At 74.0% G+C, this 14,803-nt stretch carries 14 protein-coding genes; 5 read left to right on the plus strand and 9 right to left on the minus strand.

Annotated elements, in window-relative coordinates; all coding sequences use genetic code 11:
* Positions 1-5: 5 nt before the first annotated feature.
* The 6 genes from IE251_RS16955 to IE251_RS16980 all read right to left on the minus strand — a co-directional run bounded on the left by IE251_RS16955 (position 6) and on the right by IE251_RS16980 (position 5,841).
* A complete protein-coding gene (locus tag IE251_RS16955) occupies positions 6-449 on the minus strand; it encodes an anti-sigma regulatory factor (RefSeq protein ID WP_189753803.1) in 444 nt (147 codons plus the stop codon).
* Complete coding sequence (locus tag IE251_RS16960; RefSeq protein ID WP_189753804.1) at positions 449-829, minus strand: STAS domain-containing protein; 381 nt, start codon at positions 827-829, stop codon at positions 449-451. The genes IE251_RS16955 and IE251_RS16960 overlap by 1 nt, the downstream gene beginning before the upstream one ends.
* Positions 826-1,719: an STAS domain-containing protein gene (locus IE251_RS16965; protein ID WP_189753805.1), complete on the minus strand. Its 894-nt coding sequence runs from the start codon at positions 1,717-1,719 to the stop codon at positions 826-828. Before IE251_RS16965 ends, IE251_RS16960 begins: the two co-directional genes overlap by 4 nt.
* 459 nt (positions 1,720-2,178) lie before the next feature.
* A complete protein-coding gene (locus tag IE251_RS16970) occupies positions 2,179-3,366 on the minus strand; it encodes an acyltransferase family protein (RefSeq protein ID WP_189753806.1) in 1,188 nt (395 codons plus the stop codon).
* A gap of 436 nt (positions 3,367-3,802) precedes the next feature.
* Complete coding sequence (gene ku / locus IE251_RS16975) at positions 3,803-4,843, minus strand: non-homologous end joining protein Ku (RefSeq protein WP_189753807.1); 1,041 nt, start codon at positions 4,841-4,843, stop codon at positions 3,803-3,805.
* Positions 4,844-4,899: 56 nt separating this feature from the next.
* Positions 4,900-5,841 carry a hypothetical protein gene (locus IE251_RS16980; RefSeq protein WP_189753808.1) on the minus strand — a complete coding sequence of 314 codons (942 nt, stop codon included), beginning with the start codon at positions 5,839-5,841 and terminating at the stop codon, positions 4,900-4,902.
* Between the two features lie 319 nt (positions 5,842-6,160).
* Here IE251_RS16980 and IE251_RS16985 point away from each other — a divergent pair, with 319 nt between their 5' ends.
* Entirely contained in the window at positions 6,161-6,598 is a 438-nt protein-coding gene (locus IE251_RS16985) for a Fur family transcriptional regulator (RefSeq protein WP_189753809.1), read from the plus strand.
* A gap of 33 nt (positions 6,599-6,631) precedes the next feature.
* Positions 6,632-8,854 carry a catalase/peroxidase HPI gene (gene katG, locus IE251_RS16990; protein WP_189753810.1) on the plus strand — a complete coding sequence of 741 codons (2,223 nt, stop codon included), beginning with the start codon at positions 6,632-6,634 and terminating at the stop codon, positions 8,852-8,854.
* Between the two features lie 132 nt (positions 8,855-8,986).
* On the opposite strand, the gene IE251_RS16995 is transcribed toward katG, so the two are convergent.
* A complete protein-coding gene (locus tag IE251_RS16995; RefSeq protein WP_189753811.1) occupies positions 8,987-9,553 on the minus strand; it encodes a GlcG/HbpS family heme-binding protein in 567 nt (188 codons plus the stop codon).
* 245 nt (positions 9,554-9,798) lie between these two features.
* Between IE251_RS16995 and IE251_RS17000 the strand changes: the two genes are divergently transcribed.
* Both IE251_RS17000 and IE251_RS17005 read left to right on the plus strand, forming a co-directional pair.
* Complete coding sequence (locus IE251_RS17000) at positions 9,799-10,941, plus strand: sensor histidine kinase (RefSeq protein WP_229896825.1); 1,143 nt, start codon at positions 9,799-9,801, stop codon at positions 10,939-10,941.
* Positions 10,938-11,591 carry a response regulator gene (locus IE251_RS17005; protein WP_189753813.1) on the plus strand — a complete coding sequence of 218 codons (654 nt, stop codon included), beginning with the start codon at positions 10,938-10,940 and terminating at the stop codon, positions 11,589-11,591. Before IE251_RS17000 ends, IE251_RS17005 begins: the two co-directional genes overlap by 4 nt.
* An 83-nt stretch (positions 11,592-11,674) precedes the next feature.
* On the opposite strand, the gene IE251_RS17010 is transcribed toward IE251_RS17005, so the two are convergent.
* The gene (locus tag IE251_RS17010) at positions 11,675-12,604 is read right to left on the minus strand and encodes a serine hydrolase (RefSeq protein ID WP_189753814.1); all 930 of its coding nucleotides are present in this window, start codon (positions 12,602-12,604) and stop codon (positions 11,675-11,677) included.
* Positions 12,601-13,566 (minus strand): LysR family transcriptional regulator, encoded by a 966-nt coding sequence (locus IE251_RS17015; protein WP_189753815.1) that lies wholly within the window; start codon positions 13,564-13,566, stop codon positions 12,601-12,603. The genes IE251_RS17010 and IE251_RS17015 overlap by 4 nt, the downstream gene beginning before the upstream one ends.
* Before the next feature lie 128 nt (positions 13,567-13,694).
* Here IE251_RS17015 and bla point away from each other — a divergent pair, with 128 nt between their 5' ends.
* Complete coding sequence (gene bla / locus IE251_RS17020; RefSeq protein ID WP_189753816.1) at positions 13,695-14,690, plus strand: class A beta-lactamase; 996 nt, start codon at positions 13,695-13,697, stop codon at positions 14,688-14,690.
* The last annotated feature ends 113 nt before the right edge of the window (positions 14,691-14,803 follow it).

The raw sequence follows: 14,803 nt of genomic DNA on the forward strand, positions 1-14,803 counted from the left end.
GCCCATCACACCCCCGGGCGGGACGCGGGCACCTGAGCCACCCAGGCCACGGCCGTGACGGTCGTGCCCCGGCCGGGCTCGGTGTCGACACTGAACTCGTGCACCAGCCGCTTCGCTCCGCTCAGTCCCAGCCCGAGGCCGCCGCCGGAGGTGTACCCGTCGGTCATGGCCAGTTCCAGATCGCGGATGCCCGGACCTTCGTCGATGAAACTCATTCGCAGGCCGCGGCTGCGCCCGTTGTCCAGCGGGGTGATCTCCACCCGCCCGCCACCGCCGTGCACCAGCGTGTTACGGGCCAGCTCGCTCGCCGCGGTGACCAGCTTGGTCTGCTGCACCAGGCCGAAGCCGAGCCCCGCCGCGCACTGCCGCACGTGCTGCCGCACCCAGGCCAGATCCGCGTCCGAGCCGATGGGCAAGCTCGTCGCGGACACCTGGCCGGACGGCTGCATCAGCTCCCCCTCTGGTTCAGCAGTTCCATGGCACGGTCGACGTCCAGGGCGGTGACCAGGCCGGGCAGCGTGAGCCCCAGCTCGACCAGGGTGATCGCCACGGCGGGCCGCATCCCGGCCAGCACCGTACGTGCCGCCAGCAGCCCGGCCGTGGAGGCGATCTCCGCGAGCACCCGGCCGAGGAAGGAGTCGACCATGTCCACTCCCGAGATGTCGATCACCACTCCGGTCATCCGGTCGGTGGAGATGCGGTGGGTGATGTCCTGCTGCAACTGCTCGGCCATGCCGTCGTGCAGCTCGCCCTGCAGGGAGACCAGCAGCACGTCGCCGAGGGCGAGCACCGGCACCTGGGCCGGCTGGCCGGAAAGGGGCTGGTTCACCGGATGCTCTCATTCGCGTGCGCCCGGGACACCTCGATGCCCTGCTTGCCGAGCGCGTAGGCCAGCGCGTCGGACAGCGAGGACCGGGTGAGCACCGAACCGAGGTCGATGCCGAGCTGCACGATGGTCTGCGCGATGGCCGGGCGGATGCCGGAGACGATGCACTCGGCGCCCATCAGCCGGGCCGCGGCGACCGTCTTCATCAGGTGCTGGGCCACCAGCGAGTCGACGGTCGGTACGCCGGTGATGTCGAGGATGGCGTACCGGGCCCGCTGGTCCACGATCGCCTCCAGCAGCGACTCCATCACCACCTGGCTGCGGGCGCTGTCCAGGGTGCCGATCAGCGGTACGGCGACCGTGCCCTCCCACAGCTTGATGACGGGGGTGGCCACCTCGAGCAGCTGCTGCCGCTGCCGCTCGATCAGCTCCGCGTTCGCGTCCAGCGCCGTCTCCATGACCACCAGCCGCAGCGTGCCCAGCAGCATGGTCAGCGCCAGCACGGCCTCCTGGGCCGGCGGGGCCGTGGGGTCGGTGAACTCCTCGCGGAGCAGGTCCACCACGGGCACGCGCAGCCCGGCCACCTCGTCGGCGATCTGCGAGGCGGTGGACCCGGTGCGGGCCCGGGTCTGCGTCATCCGCCCCAACTGGTCGCGCACCGGCGCGAAGCCGGGCGAGCCCACGTCCTCCAGCCGTCCGCTGACGGCCACCTCGGAAAGCGCTTCCACCACGGCCTTGCACGCCTCCACCGCCTCGTCGCGGGAGACGGTGAAGACCGAGCGGAACAGGGGCGTGTCGGCCCAGCGCTGGGCGATCTGTTCCTTCCGCTGTTCCAGGAAGGAACTCACCACCTGAGGTGCCGATACGGCCGCGTCCTGCTCGGGCACTGTCATCCTCTCCTCTCGCACAGCCAGGGGCGCCGGGGGGCCGGCTCTCCGAAGCCGATCATTGCCGACCGCCCACCGTAGCGACCGGTGTCCGGCCGGGCCAAACCCGCTCCCGGCTTCGTGACCAGGGCAACTGATGCCCAGGCCGGGGACGGTCGGCCCGGCGGGGCGGACGGGCGAGCGGGCGGGGCCCCGGCGGGGCGTGCGCTGATGTCCGGGTGCGACGGCTCGGCTCCTTCGGTGCGTGCGGCTGTCGCCGGCCCGGCGGTGCGCGTCCGCCGGGCCGGCGCCGGTCAGCCGCCTACCCCCGAAACCCGCGGACTCTCCTCGGCCCCGCCGACGTCACCCGCGCGTGCGACACACGCCGGTACGGGCGGGGCGGGCCGTGCGGGAACGCGCGGCCGGGGAGAGGGGGAACGGACGGCCGAGTGAAGCCGGAGGAATCGGCTGGAAAGCGAGGGGTGGTCAATCGCGTGCCGGTGCCGGTGCCGGAGTCGGGGCCTCACGGCGGGCCGGTACCGGGTCCCGCCGCGTGGCCGGACGGCGGCGGCGCAGCAGCAGGCGCCGGGCCGGGCGCTCCACCGCCTCGTACAGCACCCAGGACAGCCCGAGCGAGACGGCGAACGCGGTCGCGCTGACCGCCAGCCCCGCGAAGGGGCCGAAGCGCGGCTTGGTGCCCAGCACGGTCGTCGCGGCCCGCAGCACCAGCAGGTGCACCATGTAGAAGGCGAACGACAGCTCCCCGAGCCGCACCATCCGCCCGCTCCGCCACAGGGAGGGCAGCCCGCGCAGGTCGGCGACCGCCGCCGCGGGGATGAGCAGCGCGAACCCGGCGAGGGTGCACACGGTGGCCGAGTAGCCGGGCGTGACCTGCGGGACCAGGAAGTAGCCGATGACGGCCAGTGCGAGCGACGCCTCCAGCCCCGGCCCGCGCCAGCGGCCGAGCAGCACCAGCCGCGCGGTGACGGCGCCGAGCACGAACTCGGGCAGCCGGGCGGCGGGGAACGAGTAGACCGAGTGCGTCCACCAGTGGTGGGCGTCCGTCCAGGCCAGCAGCACCACCGCGGCCACCGACAGCCCGCCCAGCGCGGTCGTGCCGCGCGGCCCGAGCCGGCGCAGCAGCCCGATCAGCAGGGGGAAGGCGGCGTAGAAGAACGCCTCGCAGGCCAGGGACCAGCTCACCGGGTTCAGCGTCTGCCACCACGGGTGCCACCAGGAGTGCACCAGCAGCGCGTTGGCCAGGGCCTGGTCCGGCGCCGGCAGCGGGCGGTGCGTCAGCGTGCCCGCCATGACCAGCGCCATGACGAGGGTGACCAGGTGCACCGGGTAGACCCGGGCGATCCGCCGCCGCCAGAAGGCCGGCGCGCGGTCGCGGGGCCGCGCCGACCAGGTCAGCACGAACCCCGACAGGACGAAGAAGAACGACACTCCGGTGGCGCCGGCGCCGAAGCCCCAGGACATCAGGCGGCCACCCGTGCCGCCGAACCAGCCGAAGTTGTGCACGTGCAGTCCGAACACCAGCAGCGCCGCCATCCAGCGCAGTCCGGTGAGCGACGGCAGGGAGGGCGGGACGGGCGGTGCGGGGGACCCGGCGGCCGTCTGGCCGGTCCGGGCGGGCGGCGTCCGCAGCGCCCGGGTCGTCGCCGTGGTCATCGCATCACCTGCCGCAGGAGAATCGCGTGGGGCATGAAGGGGTTCGTTGCCCGTCCGCCCCCGGTCCATCACGTAGCTCGGGAAACTTCACACTGCTGCCGAACGACGCGTCACCATGGACGCCACGGACGGCGGGACGGTGTGCACCCGCACGAGTGACGACACCGGTCCGCGGTCCACCACGCCCGGCCGGGCACGGGCGCCCCGGCCGGACCGCAGCGCCCGTCCGGGCCGGGTGGCGATGCCCGCCCGGGCGGGGCTGTGGCGCCCGTCCGGGCCGGGCGTGGTGTCCGCTCGGGTCGGGTGGCGGTGCTTGTCCGGGCCGGGCTGTGGTGTCCGCTGGGGTCGGGTGGCGGTGCTCGACCGCGTCGGGCCGGAGTGCCGCTCGGGTCAGGCTGCGGTGCCTGTCCGGGCCGGGTCGTGGTGTTCGCTCCGGTCAGGCTGCGGCGCCCGCCCGGGTCAGGGCCTCGATCAGCTGCTCGCGGGTCATCTTCGACCGGCCCGGTACGTCCGCCGCGCTCGCCCGCTCGTACAGCTCTGCCTTCGACAGGGAGGCCAGCTCGCCGGACCGCTCCCGGCGGGCGGCGGGCCCGCCGTCGCCCTCGCGGCGCTTGCCCTCCTTGCCGCCCGAGCCCGCCTCGCCCCCCTTGCTCCCCTCACTCCTCCTGCCCTGCTTGCCGCCCGTGCCGCCGCGGGACCGGCTCTGTTCCACGCTGCGGCTCAGCGCCTCCATGAGGTCGATGACGTTGGTCGCCTCCGGCGGCTGCGGTTCGCCGACGACCTCCTCGCCCTCGCGCTTGGCGGCGACGAGCCTCTTGACGCGTTCCTCATAGGTGTCGCGGTAGTCGTGCGGGTCCCAGTCGATGCTGAGGGCGTCGATCAGCTGCTCGGCCGTGCGCAGCTCCTTGCTGTCCGCCTTCGCGTGCCGTTCCGGCAGCTCGGGCACCACATCGGCGGGGTCGCGCACCTCGTCGGCCCAGTGCAGGGTGTGCAGGACGAGGACGTCCGGCTGGGCCCGCAGCGCGGTCAGGTACTCCTTGCCGCGCATGGTGAGCGTGGCGATCCCGGCCTTGTCCGAGCGGTCGAGGGCCGCCCGCATCAGCTCGTAGACCTGTGCGTACTCCTTGCCGCGCGGGCCGACGTAGTAGGTCCGGTCGAAATAGACGGGCTCCACGCGGTGGAGGTCGACGAACCCGGCCAGGTCGATCACCTTCGACCGGCCGGGCGCGATCTCCTCCAGCTCCTCCGGCTCCACGACCACGTACTCGCCCTCGTCCAGCTCGTACCCCTTGACGATCCTGTCGCCGCCGACCTCCTTGCCGGTGCGCTCGTTGACCCGCTTGTTGCGGATCCGGTCCGAGGTGCCGCGCTGGAGCTGGTGGAAGTGCACGGTGTGGTCCTGGGTGGCGGTGTACAGCTCCACGGGCAGGGTCACCAGCCCGAAGGTCAGGACCCCCGTCCAGATCGGTCTCGCCATGGCCGCCTCTCTCCTGTCGCTCGTTCTCCCGGCACGGGGCCGGTCCGTCGTGGCGCTCAGTCGCGCTCGCCGGCGACCAGCCGTTCCACCCGTTCCGCGGCCGTCCCGGCGCGGTGCCGGGCCTCCCGCACGGCACGGCCGGCCCGCCGGGCCCGCTCCCGGGCCGTCCGCTCGTCGGTACGGGCCTGTTGCCGTTCCCGCTCCGCCCGGCGCAGCTCGGCGCGCAGCTCCCGTACGCGCCGCTCGGTCTCGGCCACCCGGTCGCCGGCCGTCTCCGCGTCCGCGTCGGCGGACCGGGCTTCCGCCTCGCGGTCGCGCAGGTCTCCCTCGGCGTCGTGGGCCGCCCGGCGGGCCTCCTTGATCCGGCGCCGCCGGGCCAGCTCGTCCCCATGGGGCTCCACCGCCGTGTCCCCGGGCTTCTCCCGGCGAGGTTCCCCGCGCTCCTCCCGGTGACCGCCTTTCTCCCGGCGGCCGTCCGCGGCACGCCGCGGCCCCCCGCTCGGGCGCGGTTCCAGGACGTCCGCCTGCGGAAACCCGAACGTGGACCTCAGCGGTTTCACCAGCCGCCCCGCCGCCCACGCGCGGGCCGCCTCCGGGTCGGCGAGCACGGCGTGCAGGGTCTCCTCGACCTCGCGCTGGACACTTTCGCCCACCGGATGCCCCTCCCGCTCGGCCAGCCTGCGGGCCTGCCGGCCCAGCGCGCCGATCACCTCGCCCTGCCGCCGGGCCAGCTCGCGCAGCCGCGTGCCGTCCAGTTCCCGGTGCGCGCGGCGCAGCTCCTCGCCGAGGCCGAGCAGCGGCTCGACCTCCTCCGGCCGCCGGCGCACCAGCAGATTGCCCGCCCAGGCGGCCAGGCTCGGCCGCCGCAACGCGCCGATCTCTTTCGCGAGGGCCTGCTCACCGGCCTCGCGGGCATCCCGGGCGCGGCGGTCACGGGCTGCCACGAACTCCTCCGGCCGCAGCCCGTACAGCTCGTCGGCGACGGAGTCCAGGTCCACCGGCGTCCCTCTCGACGGCCACCTCGATGACAGAACCCCGGGTTTCTCGCCACAGCGGCCTTATGTGCCCTTTATGGTGATTCATTCGTATGGTCGGTCCGGGTTCCGGTTCCCCCGTCCGGTGGACCGCCCGGCTCGCCGCACCGCTGCCGCCGGCCGGGAACCGCATGATGCGGGCATGTGCGCGCCCCCGCTCCGGGGCCCCCGCCCGACCGGTGCGCGCAGGGCCCCGAGGACGGCCGGACGCCACCAGGACGCGACCAGAATTGCATCCTTCGTTTTCTTGAACCCCTCGTGTTTATGACGATAGGTTCGGGGCATGTCCGCCTCCCCGAGACCGACCACCGCCGAGGAGCTGCGCGGTGCCGGCCTGCGCGTGACGGCAGCCCGCGTCGCGCTGCTGGAGACCGTCCGGGACGGTGACCACCTCGGCGCCGAGGCGATCGCCTCGGGTGTCCGTGATCGCGTAGGCCACATCTCCCTGCAAGCCGTCTACGAGGCCCTGCACGCGCTGACCGCGGCGGGTCTGGTGCGCCGTATCGAGCCGGCCGGCCACCCGGCCCGGTACGAGGGACGTGTGGGCGACAACCACCACCACATCGTGTGCCGGTCCTGCGGGGCCGTCGCGGACGTCGACTGTGCCGTCGGCGACGCGCCCTGCCTGACCGCCTCCGACGACCACGGCTTCGCCATCGAAGAGGCCGAGGTCGTGTACTGGGGCCTGTGCCCCGCCTGTTCCACCGGCCGCAGTTCCTGAGCACCGAGTTCCGCACAGTTCGGAAGGATTGCCATGACTGAGAACCACGACGCGATCGTCACAGACGCGAAGTCGGAGGGGAGCGGCGGCTGCCCCGTCGCGCACGACCGGGCCCTGCACCCGACCCAGGGCGGTGGCAACCGTCAGTGGTGGCCGGAGCGGCTCAATGTGAAGATCCTCGCCAAGAACCCCGACGTGGCCAACCCGCTCGACGAGGACTTCGACTACGCGCAGGCCTTCCAGGCCCTGGACCTCGCCGCCGTGAAGCGGGACATCGCCGAGGTGCTCACCACGTCCCAGGACTGGTGGCCCGCCGACTTCGGCAACTACGGCCCGCTGATGATCCGCATGGCCTGGCACAGCGCGGGCACCTACCGCATCAGCGACGGCCGCGGTGGCGCAGGCGCCGGCCAGCAGCGCTTCGCCCCGCTCAACAGCTGGCCGGACAACGGCAACCTGGACAAGGCCCGCCGCCTGCTGTGGCCGGTCAAGAAGAAGTACGGCCAGAGCATCTCCTGGGCCGACCTGCTGATCCTCACCGGCAACGTCGCCCTGGAGACGATGGGTCTGAAGACCTTCGGCTTCGGCGGCGGCCGCGAGGACGTCTGGGAGCCGGAGGAGGACGTCTACTGGGGCCCGGAGACCACCTGGCTGGACGACAAGCGCTACACCGGCGACCGCGAGCTGGAGAACCCGCTCGGCGCCGTCCAGATGGGCCTGATCTACGTCAACCCCGAGGGCCCGAACGGCAACCCGGACCCGGTCGCCGCGGCCCGCGACATCCGTGAGACGTTCCGCCGCATGGCGATGAACGACGAGGAGACCGTCGCGCTGATCGCCGGCGGCCACACCTTCGGCAAGACCCACGGTGCCGGCCCCGCCGACAACGTCGGCCCGGACCCGGAGGCCGCCGGCCTGGAGGAGCAGGGCCTCGGCTGGCGCAGCACCTACGGCACCGGCAAGGGCGGGGACGCCATCACCTCCGGTCTCGAGGTCACCTGGACCAGCACGCCGACCCAGTGGAGCAACGGGTTCTTCAAGAACCTGTTCGAGTACGAGTACGAGCTGGAGCAGAGCCCGGCCGGCGCCAACCAGTGGGTGGCCAAGAACGCCCCGGAGATCATCCCCGACGCGCACGACCCGGAGAAGAAGCACCGCCCGCGGATGCTCACCACCGACCTGGCGCTGCGCTTCGACCCGGTCTACGAGCCGATCTCCCGCCGGTTCTACGAGAACCCGGAGGAATTCGCGGACGCCTTCGCCCGCGCCTGGTACAAGCTCACCCACCGCGACATGGGCCCGAAGTCGCTGTACCTCGGCCCCGAGGTCCCGGAGGAGACCCTGCTCTGGCAGGACCCGCTGCCCGAGCGCGAGGGCGAGCTGATCGACGACGCCGACATCGCCGCCCTGAAGACGAAGCTGCTCGACTCGGGGCTGTCCGTGTCCCAGCTGGTCACCACCGCGTGGGCGTCCGCGTCCACCTTCCGCGCCAGCGACAAGCGCGGCGGTGCCAACGGTGCCCGCATCCGCCTCGCCCCGCAGCGCGGCTGGGAGGTCAACGAGCCCGACCAGCTCGCCCAGGTGCTGCGCACCCTCGAGGGCATCCAGCAGGACTTCAACGCCTCCTCCGGCGCCAAGAAGGTCTCCCTGGCCGACCTCATCGTCCTCGGCGGTGCCGCCGCCGTGGAGAAGGCCGCCAAGGAGGGCGGCTTCGAGATCGAGGTGCCCTTCACCCCGGGCCGGGTGGACGCCGGCGAGGAGCACACCGACGCCGAGTCCTTCGAGGCGCTGGAGCCGACCGCGGACGGCTTCCGCAACTACCTCGGCAAGGGCAACCGCCTGCCCGCCGAGTACCTGCTGCTCGACCGGGCCAACCTGCTGAACCTGAGCGCCCCCGAGACGACCGTGCTCGTCGGCGGTCTGCGCGTCCTCGGCGCCACCTACCAGCAGTCGCAGCTCGGCGTGCTCACCAAGACGCCCGGTGTCCTCACCAACGACTTCTTCGTCAACCTGCTCGACTTGGGCACGCAGTGGAAGGCGACCTCGGAGGACCAGACCACCTTCGAGGGCCGGGACGCGAGCACCGGCGAGGTGAAGTGGGCCGGCAGCCGCGCCGACCTCGTCTTCGGCTCCAACTCCGAGCTGCGCGCCCTTGCCGAGGTGTACGCGAGCGACGACGCCAAGGAGAAGTTCGTGAAGGACTTCGTCGCCGCGTGGGACAAGGTCATGAACGCGGACCGCTTCGACCTGGTCTGACCGGCCCCGTCCGGCCGTTCCGGTCACTTACGTGCGACCGGTCCGGCCGTTCCGGTCCGCTGAACGGCGCGTCCGGGTCCACCCCTCGGGGTGGACCCGGACGTTTTCCGTGCCGGCGCGCGCCGGGGCGGGTCAGCGGCCGAGGACCGCCGCGCCCGCCTGGGCGTACCGCTCGTCCAGGTCGCCCGACGGGGCGCCCGCGACGCCGATGCCCGCGACCGGGGCGCCCTTGGCGGTCACCGGCGCGCCGCCCGCGAGGAACAGCGTGCCCGGGATGTCCTTCAGGTTCGGTGCCTGCGCCAGCCGCTTGGCCAGCTCCGAGGTCGGCGCGTTCCAGGAGACCGCGGTGTACGCCTTGCGCTCCGCGGACTCGTACGACTGCGGGCCCGCGCCGTCCCCGCGCAGGGTGACCACGGTGTTGCCGTTGCGGTCGACGACGGCCACGGACACCTGCCGGCCGTCCTTCTCGGCCGCCTCCAGCGCGGCGCGCGCCGCCTTGGTGGCCGCGTCCACGGACAGGTGCGTGCTCTGGGTCAGCTCACCGCCGCGCGCCGCCACCGGGGCCGCGGCGGGCGTGGCCTCGGTGGAGTCGGCGGCGTTGGCGGCGACCGTGCCGGCGACACCGGCCCCGACGACGGCCAGGGCGGCACCGCCCACCAGGACGCGGGAACGGCGGGACGGCTTCTTGCGACTGGGCATGCTGAGGAACCTCTCGGTAGATCCTGGGCGGGAGGCGGAATCGCTTCCCGGAACCGATCCTGCTGCCGGACCGGGCCGCGTCCCGTCGGTGGACCGGTCGCCTGGGGGGTCATCCGATCGGATGACCCCGCGGCCCCCGTACCTGGGCACAATGGAGGGTGTTTGCCCAGTTCAGCGCGGAGCCGAGGGAGGTGTCAGGGGTGGCCGCACCCGAGCGCGACGACACCCGCGCCCTCACCGTCGTCATGCACACCGCGTTCTTCGTGCTGCTGTCCGCTTCCGTCGCCCGCTACCTGGCCCGGCACGCCGGGGGACCGCACACCCCCTGGGTGATCGCCCTGTCCGTGCTGCTGGCGGTGCTCTACGTCCTCGGCCCCGCCCTCGGCACCCGCCCCACACCGCGCCGGCTGGCCTGGCTCGGTCTGGTCGTGGCGGCCTGGGCGCTGCTCGTCGTCCTGGCCCCGAGCTTCGCCTGGTGCGCGGTCCCGCTCTTCTACACCGGTCTGCGCACGCTCCCGCCGCGCGCCGCGATCCCCCTGGTGGCGCTGCTGACCGCGCTCGCGGTGGCCGCGCAGCTCAGCCTGGCGGGCTGGGCCGACCCGAACGTGCTGCTGGCCCCGCCCGCTGTGGCCGCCGTGGCCACCACCGTGTTCGTCGTCATGCAGCGCCAGGCGGCCCGCCGGGACGCCCTGATCGCGGACCTGGTCCGCACCCGGCGCGAACTGGCCGCCACCGAGCGCCGCGAGGGCACCCTCGCCGAACGCGAACGGCTCGCCCGGGAGATCCACGACACCCTCGCCCAGGGCCTGTCCAGCCAGCGCATGCTGCTCCAGGCGGCCGACCGCCTGTGGGACAGCGCCCCCGGCACGGCCCGCGACCACGTCCGCACGGCGGCGGACATCGCCGAGCGCAGCCTCGCCGAGGCCCGCCGCTTCGTCCACGACCTGACCCCGGCCGACCTCGCCGAGGGCGGCGGCCTGCTCCGGGCCCTGCACGCCGTCGCCGAGCGCGAGACGACACCCGGCCTCACCGTCCGCGTGCACACCGAGGGCAGCCCGCCCGACCCGCTGCCCGCGCCCGTGGAGTCCGCCCTGCTGCGCATCGCCCAGGGCGCCCTCGCCAACGTCCGCGAACACGCGGGGGCCACCACCGCCGCCCTCACCCTGACCTGCCTGGACGACCAGATCGTGCTGGACGTCACCGACGACGGGCGCGGCTTCGACCCGCACACCCCCGCCGCCGGCCCCGCGTCCGCCGCCGGGGAGCGCGGCCACGGACTGCCCGCCATCCGTGCCCGCCTGCGCCAGCTGGGCGGCACCCTCACCATCGAGTCGGCACCGGGCGAGGGCACGGCCCTGTCGGCGGCGATCCCGTTGGAGCCGAGATGACCCACACCCCCGCGACGGACGCCCGGACACCGGTGCGCATCCTCGTCTGCGACGACCACGCCGTCGTCCGCGCCGGACTGCTGGCGCTGCTGCACAGCGCCCCGGACATCGAGGTCGTCGGCGAGGCGGGCAGCGGCGAGGAGGCGCTCGCCCTCGCCCGCAAGACCGCCCCGGACGTCGTCCTGATGGACCTGCAACTGGGCGAGGGCATCGACGGAGTCGAGACCACCCGCCGGCTGCGCGCCGAGCCGGTCGCCCCGCACGTCCTGGTCCTCACCACGTACGACACCGACGCCGACGTCACGCGTGCCGTCGAGGCCGGCGCCACCGGCTATCTGCTGAAGGCCGAGCGCGCGGAGGACCTGTTCACGGCGATCCACGCGGCGGCCCAGGGCCGCCCGGCGCTCTCGCCCCCGGTCGCCGACCGCGTGATGTCCCGCCTGCGCAACCCCCGCCCCGCCCTCACCCCCCGGGAACGGGACATCCTCGCCCACCTCTCCCGGGGCCTGTCCAACCACGCCATCGCCCGCGCCCTCTACATCAGCGAGGCCACCGTCAAGACCCATCTGCGGCGCATCTACGACAAGCTCGGCGTGGACACCCGGGCGGGCGCGGTGGCGGTGGCGAAGGAACAGCGCCTGCTGTCCTGAGCGACCGTGCTGTGCCGAGCGACCGTGCTGTGCCGAGCGACCGTGCTGTGCCGGGCGACGCTGCGCCGGGCGACCCGGACCGGCTAGCTCCGCAGGGCCTCGAACGCGTCCCGGCCCGCCGCCCCGATCGCCTGGTCGATGTCCGGTGCCAGTCCCGCGCGGCGGGTCGCGCGGGTGAGCGCCGCCATCGCCACCCGGTCCCCGGAGTCCGCCTCGACGACCCCGATCTCGTGCCGCAGATGCAGGAACGTGCCGGTCTTGCCGCTCCACCGCAGCGTGTCCGCGCGCAGTTCACCCGCCAGCCGCTGCGTGAAGACCTGGTGTCCCATCAGCCGGCGCAGCTCGGCCGTCGTGGAAGGAGTGGAGATCTCGTCGCGCCACACCCGCTGGAGCAGGCCGACCAGCGCCGCGGCCGTGCCCGCGTTGGCGTGCGCCGGGTCCAGGGTCTCGATGGTGTGCCGGCCCGTCCCCTCGTCCCGGACGGCCAGCTCCAGGGCGAGGGAGAAGTCGTTCCCGGCGGCGCCGGCCGCGCACTCGTACAGGTGGTTCATCCGGTGCCGCACCCGGATCCCCTCGCACCCCCAGGCACGCAGCCGCGCGTCGGTCTCCGCCGCCGGCACCAGGTCGAACAGGGCGTCCGCGGCGGCGTTGTCGCTCACCGACAGCATCAGCAGGAGCAGATCGCCGACGGCCACCGTGGCCGGGTGCCGGAAGGCGGCGAGCCCGGTGGGGCCGACGCTGCTGGTACGGGGATCCACCGTCACCGGGCGGGCCGCGTCCAGCTCCCCGGCCGCGATCCGGTCCAGCACGACCAGGGCGAGCGGGACCTTGGCCACCGACGCCAGCGGCACCGGCTCGTCCGCGTCGAAACCCAACTGCTCCCCGGTGTCGAGGTTGCGGGCGAGGAAGGAGCCGCGGACGCCCACCGCCGCCCAGTCCTCGGCGATGGCCTCGGCGACGGCCGACAGGGCCGCGTCGCCGCCGGTGTACACCGGGTGGTGCGCCGCGCTCATCCGCGTGCCGCCAGCCGGGCGGGGGCGTCCTCGCGCCCGGCCGCCGGCCCCGGTCCGCCCCGGTGGGGCACGGCGCCCACCGCCGAGGCGAGCAGCGCGGCCAGCCAGTCCGGTGCGGCCGCCGTGCCGTCCCGGCCCGGGGCGGCACGCACGTCGTAGCCCCGGTGCAGGGCGTGATCGGCCAGCGGTGTCCAGTGGGCGCCGTGCTGCCGGGCGAACGGTTCGGCGCACAGCAGCAGCGCGTGCCCGGCCAGGGTCTCGGCGAGCGCGGTCGCCGCCGGTCCGGCCGGCCGGATCCGCTCCTCGGGCAGCCCCGCCCGGGCGGCGGCCCGCGCCAAACGGTCCTCGAAGTACGGCACTTGATCCTCCGTCAGCAGCAACAGGGGCGGGGGAGCGGCACGTCCGGCGCCCCGGCCGCGGCGCGGCCGCAGCTCCTCCAGGTGCAGCGTGCGCCGCGTGGCCGTACCGTCCGGCACCGGCGCGGACGCCAGCCCCAAGGGCACCTGGAACGCGGCCTGTTCCGGCGCGGTACGCACCAGCGCGTACCCGAGCGAACCGTCCGCCAGCCCCGATTCCCGCTCCGGCGGCGGCAGTTCCCGTATGCCGAGGGTGACCCCGTGCTCGGTGCCGGCGCGCAGGGCCCGGGCCAGCGCGGCCGGGGCGCAGTCCGCGGGGACACCGACGGCGCGCACCCGCGAGCGCCGGGCCGAGCGGGCGACCTGCCGCAGCCGCTGCGCCCGGTCCAGCACGTCCCGCGCGTAGGGGAGCAGCAGCACCCCCAGCTCCGTGGTCTCGATCTGCCGCCGGGACCGGTCGAACAGGGGGCCGCCGAAGTACTCCTCCAGCGTCTTGACGCGGCGGCTGAGCAACGGCTGGGCGATGCCGAGCCGATCGGCCGCTCGGGAGAAGCCCGCCTCCTCGGCCGTCGCCACGTACGCCTCCAGGTGTGCCAGTAGATCCACCCGGCACTCATATCAATAAGGCATGAGAAGTTCAAAGTTTCCTCTTGGACATGAGTGCCCCCGCCCTGCTTCGCTGTCCCCGTCGAAGACCGGCACCGAAACGACGTACGTCCGGGAGGAATACGCCCATGACCAGTACGCCCATCTCCAGTACGACCACGCCCAGTACGCCCTTGACCAGTACGACCGCGCCCGTCACCGGCCCCGGCCCGCTGCCGCGCCGCCGCCTGCTGCGGGCCGGTCTCGCCCTCACCGGCGCCGCGACGGCCGCCACGGTGGTCTCCGCGCCCGCCGCGTCCGCCGCCCCGGACACCGCCGCGCACGCCGACGGGGCCGGAGCGGCCGAGCTGGCCGAGCTGGAGCGGCGCCACGGCGCCCGGCTCGGCGTGTACGCGCGCAACGTCCGCACCGGGCGGACCCTGGCCCACCGGGCGGGGGAGCGGTTCGCGATGTGTTCGACGTTCAAGGCGTTCGCCGCGGCGGCGGTGCTGCGCGACCACGGCGACCGCGCTCCGCTGGACCGGGTGGTGCACTACCCGCCGCGTGACATCCTGCCCAACTCCCCGCGCACCGAGGAGAACCTGGCGAACGGCATGACCGTGGCCGGCCTGTGCGCGGCGGCGATCCAGTACAGCGACAACGCGGCGGGCAATCTGCTGCTCCGGGAGCTCGGCGGCCCGGCGGGACTCACTCGTTTCCTCCGGTCGCTCGGCGACACGGTGAGCCGGCTCGACCGGTGGGAGCCGGAGCTGAACACCGCGATCCCCGGGGACGTGCGGGACACCACGACACCCGAGGCGATCGCCGGGAGCCTGGAGCGCCTCACCCTGGGCCGGGCCCTGCGCAGGGCCGACCGGGAGCGGTTCACCGGCTGGCTGAAGGGCAACACCACCAGCGAGGAGCGGTTCCGCAAGGGGCTGCCGCCCGCCTGGGTGGTGGCGGACAAGACCGGGACCGGGGACTACGCCACCGCCAACGACATCGGCGTGGCCTGGACGACCCGGGGGACCCCCGTGGTGCTGGCCGTCCTGTCGGACAAGAGCGCCCCCGACGCCCCGGTGGACCAGGCGCTGATCGCGGAGGCGGCGGCCATCGTCGCCCGCACCCTCGCCCCGGGCGAGTAGCCGACCCCCGTGATTCACCATCCTGAATATGAATCATGTACACGGCTGTTGACGTGTGCATGACTTCTCCCTACCGTCGGGAAGGTCCAGAGAGAAAGCGCTTTCCGGTCACT

Origin of the sequence: Streptomyces eurythermus, from assembly GCF_014649115.1 — a bacterium.
GTDB classification, from domain to species: domain Bacteria; phylum Actinomycetota; class Actinomycetes; order Streptomycetales; family Streptomycetaceae; genus Streptomyces; species Streptomyces eurythermus.

Bases quoted from the DNA above. Each gene is read 5' to 3' on its own strand.
- IE251_RS16955 (WP_189753803.1), bottom strand. From the start codon at position 449: ATGCAGCCGTCCGGCCAGGTGTCCGCGACGAGCTTGCCCATCGGCTCG.
- IE251_RS16965 (WP_189753805.1), bottom strand. From the start codon at position 1,719: ATGACAGTGCCCGAGCAGGACGCGGCCGTATCGGCACCTCAGGTGGTG.
- IE251_RS16970 (WP_189753806.1), bottom strand. From the start codon at position 3,366: ATGACCACGGCGACGACCCGGGCGCTGCGGACGCCGCCCGCCCGGACC.
- ku (WP_189753807.1), bottom strand. From the start codon at position 4,843: ATGGCGAGACCGATCTGGACGGGGGTCCTGACCTTCGGGCTGGTGACC.
- IE251_RS16985 (WP_189753809.1), top strand. From the start codon at position 6,161: ATGTCCGCCTCCCCGAGACCGACCACCGCCGAGGAGCTGCGCGGTGCC.
- katG (WP_189753810.1), top strand. From the start codon at position 6,632: ATGACTGAGAACCACGACGCGATCGTCACAGACGCGAAGTCGGAGGGG.
- IE251_RS16995 (WP_189753811.1), bottom strand. From the start codon at position 9,553: ATGCCCAGTCGCAAGAAGCCGTCCCGCCGTTCCCGCGTCCTGGTGGGC.
- IE251_RS17000 (WP_229896825.1), top strand. From the start codon at position 9,799: ATGCACACCGCGTTCTTCGTGCTGCTGTCCGCTTCCGTCGCCCGCTAC.
- IE251_RS17005 (WP_189753813.1), top strand. From the start codon at position 10,938: ATGACCCACACCCCCGCGACGGACGCCCGGACACCGGTGCGCATCCTC.
- IE251_RS17010 (WP_189753814.1), bottom strand. From the start codon at position 12,604: ATGAGCGCGGCGCACCACCCGGTGTACACCGGCGGCGACGCGGCCCTG.
- bla (WP_189753816.1), top strand. From the start codon at position 13,695: ATGACCAGTACGCCCATCTCCAGTACGACCACGCCCAGTACGCCCTTG.